The sequence below is a fragment of the Arthrobacter sp. NPDC058127 genome (assembly GCF_042884555.1).
Classification (GTDB): domain Bacteria; phylum Actinomycetota; class Actinomycetes; order Actinomycetales; family Micrococcaceae; genus Arthrobacter.
Genome location: NZ_JBHVTT010000005.1, coordinates 134,525 through 145,387 on the forward strand (window position 1 = coordinate 134,525; position 10,863 = coordinate 145,387).

Here is a 10,863-nt window from a genome sequence, read left to right on the forward strand (position 1 = left end):
ACGCGCCGAACGCGCTCACTGTCCGGTGGCTGCCAGCACCGCCACCGCCGCGAACACCGTCAGAGGCGCAACGATCAGTCCGAAGATCGCATATCCCTTCCACGTAATCAGCACGTTCATGCGCATTAGCCGGTCGTGCCACAACAGGGTGGCCAGCGACGCCCAGGGGGTGATGATCGGGCCCGCATTGACTCCGATCAGCAACGCCGCCATCCGCGCGGGTGTCCCGGCGAGCGGTTCTGCCAGCAGGTAGGCAGGCAAATTGTTGAGGACATTGGAACCGGCGGCGCCCGTCGCGGCAAGCCGAATCAAATCCATGAAGCCCTGGCCTTGTCCGGCCAGCTGACTCAGCAACACGGGAGCCCCCAGGTGCCTGGCTGCTTCCATCACCAGAAAGAGGCCGGAAGCGAACAGCAACAAGGACCAAGGAATCAGCGACACCTTGAGAACACGCCGGCGCCGCAACGCGAACACCACGCCCAGCACAACGGCCCCGGCCAGGGCCGGGATCCATACCGGGATCCCGGACACCAAGGCAGGCAGCAGCAACACCAGCACCACAGCGCTGCACCCGAGCAGAATCCGGTCCGCCGCAGGCCTGGATTCGGCGCCGGCTGGCTGATCCGGCCTGATCCGCCCGAGCGGGATCCGTGAATAGCGGTTGCGCAGATCCCGCCGGAAGACGATCCCGATGAACAGCAGGGGTACGAGAACGGCCGCAAGGGAGGAGGCCCACATCAGGCCGGCAAACCCGCCCGGAGTAATACCGCCAAGGCTGTGCTGGGCCAGAAGGTTGGTCAGGTTGGAAATGGGCAGCAGCAGGCTTGCCGTGTTGGCCAGCCACACCGTGGTCAGTGCGAAGGGCAGCGCCGGCAGCCCGGCTTGCCGCGTCACACTGACCACCACCGGGGTCAGCAATACCGCCGTCGTGTCCAAAGACAGGAAGACGGTACTGAGCGTCGCGAAGACCGCCAGGAACAGCCACAAAAGAATGCTGTATCCGCGGCCCCAATAACGGAGCCGGCGGGCGGTCCAAAGGAAGACTCCGGCCTCACTGCACAGCTCAGTCACAACGGTCATCGCGACGACGAACAGCAGAATCGGAGCCACCCGATCCACGAGTGCCGCGAGGCCGGCGAAAGGCAGGGCGCCCGTGGCGATCGCCACGGCACCGGCCGCAAGCAGAACCGCTCCAATGATCGCCAGACGCATGAACGGAGTCTATTCCCCGGCTAAGCTCGGATCACGTCGATCCTGACTGAATCCCTGCTTGACGGAAAACATAGGTGCAACAGTGACGCTTGCCGAGGACATCTTCAACCAGCCAATCCGGATCCAATTCGAGGCACTCATCGACGAGCACCGGCGCGCGCTCAATGACTCCTTGAATGGGTTGACGGAGGAACAGGCCCGGCGGTCATTGGTGCCGTCCCGGACCACCTTGCTCGGCCTCGTGAAACACGCGACCTTCGTCGAGAAGGTCTGGTTCGACGAAGCCATCACATGCCGTTCCCGTGCCGAGATCGGCATCCCTTCGACGCCGGACGAGTCGTTTATCCTCGATGACGGCGACACCGTCGCTTCAATCCAGCAGGCACACCGCGAGGCATGCGAAGCATCGCGCCAGGCGACATCGTCCTTGGGGCTCGACGACATGCTCAACGGCAACCGACGTGGCCCGCTTCCGCTGCGCTGGGTGTACCTCCACATGCTCCGCGAGCTCGCGCAACACTGCGGACACGCAGACATCCTGCGGGAGCAGATCCTGAGCCAGTAGCAGTCGCGAAAACCCTACTCGATCCCCGCGAACAGCTCGTTGAGCTCGGCCGTCAGCTGTTTGCGCATTGCCGGGGTGCCGATCTCCCTGCCATCCACATGGTTGACGGGCGCGATGAGCCGGATGCTCGAGATCAGCCACACCGCGTCGGCGTCGAACAGGTCTTGCGGAACCAGCGGGCCGTAGCCGAGCTCCCAGCCCGCTGCCTTTGCCTTGGTGAAAAGCGCGTCCTGGGACGTGCCCGGCAGGATGCCGCTGTCCAGTTGCGGGGTGATGAGGCGCTTGACGGTGCGTACCGAGCCGGCGCCGTCGTCGACCGTTTCAACGTGAGCCAGCAACACCGTGGAGGTCGGGCCCTCCAGGACACGCCCGTCCGTTGAGGTGAAGATCGCGTCGTCCGCACCTTGCTTGTGCGCGTAGCGCAGCGCGGCCATGTTCACGGCGTAGGACAGAGTCTTGGCGCCGAGCAGCAGCCAGGGGGCGCGGTCGCCCGCTTCCGTGTCGAAGCCACGGTCAAGAAGTACGACGTCGATGCCCGTCTCGCGCTGCCGGCGACTGCCCGCGGGGGACGGCGAAGCCTGGATCCAGCACGTAGGAGTCGAAGCGCCCTCAACGCCGCGCGTCACCAGAAGCTTGACGACAACCTCGTCCTCGGCCGGGCTTGGCGCGGGGAAGGCGTCGCGGAATTCGGTGATCGCGGTGTCAATCGCACGGCGCCAGACGTCCGGCTCAGGAATGTTGAGGTCGAGTGCGCGGGCTGAACTCTCAAGCCTGTTCAGGTGCGCTTGCACCTTCCGCGCACGGCCCTCGACGGCGAGCAGCGACTCGAAGACGCCGTCGCCTCGGGTGGCGCCCAGGTCGGTTGCCATGAGCTGCGGCTGGCTGGAATCGGCGATGCGGCCGTTTTCGAACGCTGGATCCAGGAAAACGAGGACCGTCGAGGCAGGTAAAGTCATGCTTCCAGCTTAGTGCTGGCCCGCAGGACAAACAGTTGGGAAGGGTGCGCCAGATAGGCTGGGCTGACTGCTAGTTCTTTGATTGGTTGTTTGACCGTGGGGGTGTGGGGTGCTGTTTCCTTTTCAGTTCGGGATCGAGTGGACCTGGCTCCTCAGCGCGTGGGCCATCGTTGAGATCATCTTGAGGGTCGTGCTGCTCGGCGTTATTCCTGGAAACCGCCGTCCCACCACGGCCATGGCCTGGCTCCTGGCCGTCTTCCTCGTTCCGTCAGTCGGTTTCGTCCTGTTCCTGTTGTTCGGCAATTTCCGCTTGTCCCGCCGTCGTCGTGAACAGCAGGAGGAAGTCAACGAACGGGTGCGCGCCGGCACGTCGGCGCTCGCCGACGTCGTCAGCAAATACTCGGGACCGGAATGGGTGACCTCGGCTGGTGAACTGAACCAGCGCCTCGGCTCGCTGCCGATGGTGGACGGCAACTCCGTGGAGCTGATCCCCGGCTACGAGGAATCCATCAAGGCGATGGCGGAAGCGGTCCGGGGGGCCAAGAAGTTCGTCAACGCGGAGTTCTACATCATGAGCAGCGACTCGGTAACGGACGAACTCCTCACTGAGTTGGAAAATGCAGCCGCGCGCGGCGTCAATGTCCGCCTTCTGTTCGACCACATCGGCACGCTGCGGATCCCGGGCTACCGAAAGCTGGTCCGCAGGCTCAAGCGCGGCCAGATCCAGTGGCGCCGCATGTTGCCGTTGTTGCCCATCCACGGCCAGTGGCGCCGTCCGGATTTGCGGAACCACCGGAAAATCCTGGTGATCGACGGCGAAATTGCCTTCACCGGCTCCCAGAACCTGATCGAGCCTTCCTACAACAACCCCAAGCACCGACGCGCCGGGCGTAAATGGGTGGAGCTCATGGCGCGGATGGAGGGGCCGATCGTTGCGACCCTCAACGTTGTCTTCGCTACTGACTGGCTCAGCGAAACCGATGAATCCCTCGAACATCAACTGCAGGTCGCGGTCCAGGCAACACCCGGCCGGATGACAGCCCAGGTGGTTCCCAGCGGCCCGGGGTTTGTCACGGAAAACAACCTGCGCCTGTTCAACACGTTGATTTACTCGGCCCAGCACCGAATCTCGATTTGCAGTCCGTACTTCGTGCCCGACGATTCGCTGCTGTATGCCATCACGACGGCGGCCCAGCGAGGCGTCGACGTGGAGCTTTTCGTCTCTGAGAAAGGCGACCAGTTCCTTGTCCACCATGCGCAGCGCTCCTACTACGAGGCGCTCCTCGAAGCCGGGGTACGGATCTACCTCTACCGCGCGCCATACGTGCTGCACGCCAAGCATTTCACCATCGACGAAGAAGTGGCAGTCCTCGGCTCCAGCAATATGGACATGCGCTCCTTCTCGCTCAACATGGAGGTGTCCGTGATGCTACTCGGCGCCGAAGCCGTGGACAGCATGCGCTCCGTGGAGTCGAGCTACCGGGAAATGTGCGGGGAGTTGACCCTGCAGGACTGGTTGCACCGGCCGATGCTTGCCAAATACGTGGACAACGTTGCGCGGTTGACCGCCACGCTGCAGTAGGGCTCAGTCCTCGGCGCAGGCCTCATCCGCGGGTTCGGCGTGGATCCTCGACAACAGCCCATGGAGTTGCTGGAGCTCATCGGCGGAGAATCCGGCAAAGGCCTCCTGCTCGACGTCGGCCACAGCAACTTCAATCGACGCCACCGCGCGCTTGCCTTCCGCAGTGATTTCAACGATATGGCGACGGCGGTCCGCGGGATCGCGGCGGCGCTCCGCCAGCCCTTCGCGCTCAAGGTCGTTCAGCACCGCCACCAGTCCGCTTGCGTCGATGGAGAGGATATCGATGAGGCCCTGCTGACTGAGCGGCCCGGACTCGTCAAGCCGGCACAGCAGCACGGCATGCCTTGGACTGAGCCCGGAGGAGTCCAGCGCCTGGCGGAGGCGCGTATTCATGATGCGCCCGTGGCGCGCCAAGAGGAACCCCAGTTGCTTTCCCGCTGCCGAAGAACTCATCAGGAAAATCTTATCACTGAGGAAATTATTGACCATTCGAAATCGTTGTGACTCATAAACGATCTGAGCGGCACAAGCCGAGCAGCGTGAGCTTCTTACATAAGGGAGTTGCCATGAATGACCAGGCTCAGCACCCCACTGTGGTGGTTATCGGCGGAGGCTACGGCGGGATCTCCGTGGCCAAGGCGCTGGACGAACATGCGACCGTTACGTTGGTGGAGCCCAAGGACGCTTTCGTGCACAACATTGCGGCCCTCCGATCTGTGGTCCAAACCGATTTCCTGCCGCGTATGTTCCTTCCCTATGACCGCCTGCTGGCGCATGGTGAGGTACTCCGGGACCGCGCTGTCCGGGTGGACGGGCACACCGTCGAGTTGGCTTCGGGTGCCAGCCTGGCGCCGGACTACATCGTCCTCGCGAGCGGTTCCAGCTATCCCTTCCCGGCCAAGAGTGATCGACTGGTCACCACCGACGCCATCGGCCGCTACCAAGCCGCACATGATGACCTCAAACGCGCGGACAGGGTGATGCTGCTGGGCGCCGGGGCGGTAGGCCTTGAATTTGCCGGCGAGATCGCCTCCGCGTGGCCGGACAAAGACATTGTGCTGGTGGACCTGGCGCCGGACATCCTTCCCGGACCGTACGATCCGCGGCTGCGGACCGAGGTCAACCGGCAGCTGGATGAGATAGGCGTTCGGCGAATCATGGGCAGCGCGTTGGTGCAGTTGCCTCCGGTTCCTGCGGGTGAATTCGCCACGTTCACGGTCAACACCACGGACGGTACTGCCATTGAGGCAGACATCTGGTTCCGCTGCTACGGAATAGCTCCGCAGACGGACTATGCGGCCGGAGACCTGCTTGCCGCGCGGACCGCCGAGGGCTACCTGGACGTCACCTCCGAACTCCGCGTCGTGGGCTTCGAGAACGTGTACGCCTTGGGCGACATTTCGGCGATCGACGTGAACAAAGCCGGCGTCGCTGGGCGCGAGGCCGCCGTGGTTGCCAAGAACATCCAAGCCCAGATTGAGGGCTCCGCGGAACTGGCCGCTTACACGCCGTCGAAGCCCGTCATCATCCTTCCGTTGGGACCGTCCGGCGGCTCGGGACAACTGCCCGACGGCGAGATCGCCAGCCCGGAGCTGATCTCCCAGATCAAGGGCCAACACATGATGATCGACCGCTACGTCGAAATGTTGAACCTCGGGGCATGAGCTGGCTGCCTCCGCCGACTGCTAGTACTCGCCCTTGATCACGAAAAACGAGCCGCGGATAACGCCTGCCAACTTTGACTTCTGGCGAGCGAACTTGAAGCGTGACGCGAGTTCTTCCGGAATCTCCATGCCTTCGGCGAGTTTGAATCCGACCGCCCGCTTTCCGCCGGCATCGATGCTGTACATGACGTTGATCGACAGCCCCGACTCGTAGAAAACGTAGGCCATCCGCAAACCGTCGACTTCGAAGGCTGTCGCTTCCAGCGGGCGGGAGCTGATGACGATGTCACGCTCGTCCTTCAGGATACGGCTCACCCGCTCGACCACCTCCGGAACCTCGCCCGCAGGGCTCACTGTGAAGGCATGGTCGTACTTGTTCCGGTAATAGCGGCCCTCGTTGGCACGCAACCCGGCAAGCGCCTCGGCAACGGGAGACGATTCCAGACCGACAGTAGAAACATTCTCGAAGTCAACGATGTACGGCATGCACCCTCCTAGTAAGACGTAGTGGGACCAATGCTAATGCTTGGGGTGCGGGCACTCCCAAGAGGGCTTTCCTTCCGGCCGCAATGGGGCGATTCTGTAATTCCAAGCATGTTTGGAAGCGTTCTTCGGAGGCGTCATGGCGCGGAAAAACGAGTCCCCGGCTGTGCAGGCACTGCCTGAGCCGGGAGACGAATACCCTGAGAAAGTCCGGATCCTCGCCGAAGGCCGATTGGTCAGCGACAGGCTATGGAACGCGGACCTCGCACCGGCGCGGCAACGCAATTGGAGGGTTCGCAGCCTCTTCGCCCTGTGGATGTGCGACGTCCACAGCATCGCCGGTTACACTTTCGCGGCAGGCCTCTTCATCACCGGACTGGTGGGCTGGCAGGTCTTCCTGGCCCTGGTCCTCGGCATCACCCTGGTCTACTTCCTCATGAACTTTGCCGGGACGGCCGGGCAGAAAACGGGCGTTCCGTATCCGGTCCTCGCGCGGATGTCGTTCGGCCTCTTCGGAGCGAACCTGGCTGCCCTGATCCGGGCACTTATCGCGATCGCCTGGTACGGCATCCAGACCTGGCTCGCCTCGGAAGCCGTGCTGGTGCTGCTGTTTTCCGTGTGGCCCGAGTTGACCTCGCTCGACGGTCCCGACGTGCCGCGCATCCTTGGCCTGACGCCGCTCGGCTGGGCGGCTTTCCTGGTCCTCTGGGCGGTCCAGCTGCTCGTCATCAGGCGTGGCATGGAGACGGTCCGGAAGTTCCAGGACTGGGCCGGTCCTGCCATTTGGGTGGCCATGTTCGCGCTCGCGATCTACATCCTGACCCAGGCGGGCAACAAGTTCAGCCTCTCGATCCCCGGCGTAGCGCCTCTGGACGGCCCGGCCGCCTTGACCCAGTTCTTCTCGGCCATCGCCCTGACAGTTACCTACTTCGCGGCGCTTCTCCTGAACTTCTGCGATTTCTCCCGGTTCTCGCCGGACCGGAAGACCATCCTGCGTGGCAACTTCTGGGGCCTGCCGGTGAACTTCATCGCCTTCGCCCTGGTCACCGTGGTTGTCACGGCCGGCGCGGCGTCCTACTTCACCACGGACCAGTACCGTGGCCAGGACATGTTCAAGGTCATCACCGATCCTGTGGCGATCGTCCAGGCGATCAAGAATCCGTGGATCACCATCATCGCCGCCGTGACCTTCGTCGTGGCCACGATCGGCATCAATGTGGTGGCCAACTTCGTCTCAGCCTCCTACGACCTCGCCAACGTGGCCCCGCACCGGATCGACTTCCGCCGTGGCGGCCTCATCAGCGCGGTGCTCGCAATTGTGATCCTGCCTTGGAACCTCTTCAGCAGCCCCGTGGTGATCGTGTATTTCCTGGGCGGCCTCGGCGCGTTGCTCGGTCCACTGTTCGGGGTCATCTTCACGGACTTCTTCCGCATCCGGCACCAGCGGTGCAAGGTCTCGGACCTGTATCACGAGGACGAGAACGGCCTCTACTTCTACACCAAAGGCTGGAACCTCAAGGCCATTGCCGCGCTGGTTCCGGCCGCCGTCGTCGCGGGTGTCTTGGCGCTGGTCCCGGCACTGCAGACCTTCCTCCCGGGAGGCTCGGGCCTGGGCCCGTATTCATGGTTCGTGGGGGCCATCCTCGCCAGCCTGATCTACTACACGATCACCCGCAACGATCCCCGGACGGTCCGCGCCAGGACGGAAGAACACGACTGATTCTCAGGTAGTGGGAAACTCCGCGCCCAGGGCGGAGAGCACGCCGAACGCCTTGGTCCGGATTTCCTCGTATTCGTCCTGGGGCGTCGAGTCCGCCGTAATGGCGCCGCCGACGCCGAGACTGAGCGTGCGTCCGCCGTCGCCGTCGGGACCCATCACCAAGGTCCGGATCACGACGGCGAGATCCGTCGCCGCGTTGAGGGAGAAGTACCCGATCGCGCCGGAATAGACGCCGCGCGGTCCGGACTCCAAGCCGTCAAGGATGTCCATGGTGCTGATCTTCGGGGCGCCCGTCATGGACCCGGCAGGGAACGCGGCCGCCACTGCCTCGGCCCGCGGTGCTCCGGGTCGCAGCCGTGCGTCGATGGTGCTCACCATCTGGTGCACCGTGGCGTAGCTTTCCACCGCGCACAACCGACTGACGGTCACCGATCCGGGCACGGCGAAATGGCTGAGGTCGTTGCGGAGCAAATCCACAATCATGATGTTCTCGGCACGGTCCTTGAGCGAGGATTCAAGGCCACGGCGCAGCGCCTCGTCGATGACCGGATCGTTGGCCCGCGCCCTGGTGCCCTTGATCGGCTCGGCCCGCATGCCGCCGTCGGAAGTTATCCGCAGGAAGCGCTCCGGCGAGGTACTCGCGACCGTCAGATCGCCGAACCGCAAGTAGCTCGCGAACGGCGCCGGGTTGCGCTTGCGCAGCGCGAGGTAGCTCTCCCACGGGTCCAGCCCGGGATCCGAGGCGGTCACGGTGGTGGTCAAGCAGACCTCGTACGTGTTGCCCTCGGCGATCTGGTTCTGGGCTTCGGTGATTTTGCTTTTGTATTCGTCCTCGGTGTCGCGGCTGGAGAACTCAAGTGCCACTGCGGAACTCCCGACGGCGGGATCCCCGGCCGGGTGCCTCGGCGCGGTGGCCGATTGGGGTGCCGACGCCGCAGACAGCACGGCCCCGCGCGCAAGCCCAAGCCAATCGCCGGCGTCTGGGGCATCGATGGCGAGCAGCCACACTGTTTCGTCACGGTGGTCGATCACCACCGCCCGGCCGGCGAAGAGCAACGCCGCATCCGGAGTGCCGGCTTTGACATCGCTGCCACCGGTCTCCCGCTTCAGTTCATAGCCGAGGTACCCCAGCCAACCGAGCGTGAATTCGCAGTCATAGCCTTCCGGTGCCCTCAAGGCCTTGCGGCCCCACACGGTGTCCAGCCAGCGGAAGAAGGGACCGGTGGTCTCCACGGTGGCGCATCCGGCACTCAGCCGGGTGGATCCGGAACTGTGCGTTACAGCCTGACCGAATGAACCGCCGTCGTCCGCGAGGATGCTGAAGCGGCTCCGCTCGGCCGCGGCGTTGGGGGATCCGGCGTCGCTGACTGTGTCCCGGTTGGCGGACGTGTTGGAGGAATCGAGCCAGACGGCATTGGCGGACTTGGCGTACAGCGCTTGGAACAGGTCAGCGGCGTCCGGCGTGGCGTCGATCCGTTCGGCCTTGAGCTGCAATCCGCGGCGCGCCGAGAGCTCGGGAGCCAGCACGGGGGAGAGCGAAGAGAGGTAGCTCAGCGCCTGCAGGGCGTCGTCCGGGGCGTTTCCGTCCGCGCGGTTCAGCACCCTGACATCCGTGTGGTCGAGGATGTCGTCGGTCTCCAGCCACTCGTCCTCCTGCGCCGCCCAGCTGTCCCAGAACGGTTCGTAGCTGCTGCCGTCCCGGGCCATCGCACGATGCCGGCGGTCGTCGTCGGGAGCGTCCACCCAGACCACGGCGTCCAGCATGGGCCGGGCGGCACTCGCGGCTGCCCCGACGCCCTCGACAATGACGATTTCGGCAGGCAGGGTGACGTGGCTGCGGCCGTCGTAGTGTTTCTCCCAGTCCCAACTGACCCACTCGGCGGCGTCGCCGCGCCGCAGCGGTTCCAAGACCGTGGTGACGTACCGTTCGATTCCCGCGGCGAGGCCGTTCCAGCCCGGATAGATGTCCTCGAGATGGAACAGCGACACCTTGTGATGCATGCGGAGGCGGGCGGCAAGTTCGACGGCGAGAGTGGTCTTTCCCGCGCCGGACCGGCCATCGATGGCGATGATCACGGGTGCTGGGGTCATGAAATAGAGCGTACCTGCTGTGGGTCGTGGTGCTGTGCGAGCTGCCTGGCGGCAACGGCGTCCCGGGTGTGGGCGACGATGCCTGGAACGGCCGCGCGGATGAGGTCCCAGGTGACGTCGAAATCGTGGTGGCCCCCGTACCAGGGGTCCTCGATGCCCAGGTCCAGGGTGCTCCGGCCTGCTACGGACGGGTCGAAACTGCGCAGCATCCGGATCTTGGCGAGTGTTTCCGAATCCGGGGCGGCCTCGTGCAACCACCCATAGTGATCCACGTCGAGGGCCAAAATCAGGTCCCGCTCCCGGAACCACTCCTGGCGCCAGCTCCTGGCAACGTGTCCTTCGGAGCCGATGCGGTGTGCCGAAAGGACCCGGGCTGCACGTGGATCGATGGGGTGCCCTGCCTCGTAGGAGGTAGTTCCCGCGGAGTCCACAACAACCGCTCCACCGAGCCCTCCGGCGTCGAACGCTTCGGTCAACATCAGTTCCGCCATGGGTGAGCGGCAGATGTTTCCCGTGCAGACGGTGATGATGCGGTATGGGCTCGACGCTGAGTACATGGAGCAAGCATGGAGGATCCCACCCCGTCTTGG

General features: G+C 64.2%; 10 protein-coding genes. 4 read left to right on the forward strand and 6 right to left on the reverse strand.

Annotation, left to right across the window (positions count from 1 at the left end):
• Positions 1-15: 15 nt before the first annotated feature.
• The gene (locus ACFVTG_RS09860; protein ID WP_390279971.1) at positions 16-1,212 is read right to left on the reverse strand and encodes an SLC13 family permease; all 1,197 of its coding nucleotides are present in this window, start codon (positions 1,210-1,212) and stop codon (positions 16-18) included.
• A gap of 58 nt (positions 1,213-1,270) precedes the next feature.
• Between ACFVTG_RS09860 and ACFVTG_RS09865 the strand changes: the two genes are divergently transcribed.
• On the forward strand, positions 1,271-1,777 hold the full coding sequence (locus tag ACFVTG_RS09865; protein WP_390279972.1) for a DinB family protein: 507 nt from the start codon (positions 1,271-1,273) through the stop codon (positions 1,775-1,777).
• 14 nt (positions 1,778-1,791) lie between these two features.
• Here ACFVTG_RS09865 and ACFVTG_RS09870 read toward each other — a convergent pair whose 3' ends face one another.
• The gene (locus ACFVTG_RS09870; protein ID WP_390279974.1) at positions 1,792-2,733 is read right to left on the reverse strand and encodes an aminodeoxychorismate lyase; all 942 of its coding nucleotides are present in this window, start codon (positions 2,731-2,733) and stop codon (positions 1,792-1,794) included.
• A gap of 109 nt (positions 2,734-2,842) precedes the next feature.
• Between ACFVTG_RS09870 and cls the strand changes: the two genes are divergently transcribed.
• On the forward strand, positions 2,843-4,315 hold the full coding sequence (gene cls / locus ACFVTG_RS09875) for a cardiolipin synthase (protein WP_390279976.1): 1,473 nt from the start codon (positions 2,843-2,845) through the stop codon (positions 4,313-4,315).
• Positions 4,316-4,318: 3 nt separating this feature from the next.
• On the opposite strand, the gene ACFVTG_RS09880 is transcribed toward cls, so the two are convergent.
• On the reverse strand, positions 4,319-4,768 hold the full coding sequence (locus ACFVTG_RS09880; protein WP_284752837.1) for a MarR family transcriptional regulator: 450 nt from the start codon (positions 4,766-4,768) through the stop codon (positions 4,319-4,321).
• A 113-nt stretch (positions 4,769-4,881) separates the two neighbouring features.
• Here ACFVTG_RS09880 and ACFVTG_RS09885 point away from each other — a divergent pair, with 113 nt between their 5' ends.
• Positions 4,882-5,979, forward strand: a complete 1,098-nt coding sequence (locus ACFVTG_RS09885; protein ID WP_390279978.1) for an FAD-dependent oxidoreductase — start codon at positions 4,882-4,884, stop codon at positions 5,977-5,979.
• A 21-nt stretch (positions 5,980-6,000) separates the two neighbouring features.
• Here ACFVTG_RS09885 and ACFVTG_RS09890 read toward each other — a convergent pair whose 3' ends face one another.
• Entirely contained in the window at positions 6,001-6,465 is a 465-nt protein-coding gene (locus ACFVTG_RS09890; RefSeq protein ID WP_390279980.1) for a phage tail protein, read from the reverse strand.
• A gap of 136 nt (positions 6,466-6,601) precedes the next feature.
• Between ACFVTG_RS09890 and ACFVTG_RS09895 the strand changes: the two genes are divergently transcribed.
• Positions 6,602-8,182: an NCS1 family nucleobase:cation symporter-1 gene (locus tag ACFVTG_RS09895; RefSeq protein ID WP_390279982.1), complete on the forward strand. Its 1,581-nt coding sequence runs from the start codon at positions 6,602-6,604 to the stop codon at positions 8,180-8,182.
• A 3-nt stretch (positions 8,183-8,185) separates the two neighbouring features.
• Here the strand turns inward: ACFVTG_RS09895 and pabB are convergent, their stop codons facing one another.
• Together pabB and ACFVTG_RS09905 are read right to left on the reverse strand one after the other, a co-directional pair.
• Positions 8,186-10,273: an aminodeoxychorismate synthase component I gene (gene pabB / locus ACFVTG_RS09900; protein ID WP_390279984.1), complete on the reverse strand. Its 2,088-nt coding sequence runs from the start codon at positions 10,271-10,273 to the stop codon at positions 8,186-8,188.
• Positions 10,270-10,830 (reverse strand): low molecular weight protein-tyrosine-phosphatase, encoded by a 561-nt coding sequence (locus ACFVTG_RS09905; RefSeq protein ID WP_390279986.1) that lies wholly within the window; start codon positions 10,828-10,830, stop codon positions 10,270-10,272. The genes pabB and ACFVTG_RS09905 overlap by 4 nt, the downstream gene beginning before the upstream one ends.
• Between the last annotated feature and the right edge of the window lie 33 nt (positions 10,831-10,863).

What these genes read in the sequence shown, in the direction of transcription:
- ACFVTG_RS09870 (WP_390279974.1), bottom strand. Translation starts at nt 2,733, where the DNA reads ATGACTTTACCTGCCTCGACGGTCCTCGTTTTCCTGGATCCAGCGTTC.
- ACFVTG_RS09890 (WP_390279980.1), bottom strand. Translation starts at nt 6,465, where the DNA reads ATGCCGTACATCGTTGACTTCGAGAATGTTTCTACTGTCGGTCTGGAA.
- pabB (WP_390279984.1), bottom strand. Translation starts at nt 10,273, where the DNA reads ATGACCCCAGCACCCGTGATCATCGCCATCGATGGCCGGTCCGGCGCG.
- ACFVTG_RS09885 (WP_390279978.1), top strand. Translation starts at nt 4,882, where the DNA reads ATGAATGACCAGGCTCAGCACCCCACTGTGGTGGTTATCGGCGGAGGC.
- ACFVTG_RS09905 (WP_390279986.1), bottom strand. Translation starts at nt 10,830, where the DNA reads ATGTACTCAGCGTCGAGCCCATACCGCATCATCACCGTCTGCACGGGA.
- ACFVTG_RS09880 (WP_284752837.1), bottom strand. Translation starts at nt 4,768, where the DNA reads ATGAGTTCTTCGGCAGCGGGAAAGCAACTGGGGTTCCTCTTGGCGCGC.
- ACFVTG_RS09860 (WP_390279971.1), bottom strand. Translation starts at nt 1,212, where the DNA reads ATGCGTCTGGCGATCATTGGAGCGGTTCTGCTTGCGGCCGGTGCCGTG.
- ACFVTG_RS09895 (WP_390279982.1), top strand. Translation starts at nt 6,602, where the DNA reads ATGGCGCGGAAAAACGAGTCCCCGGCTGTGCAGGCACTGCCTGAGCCG.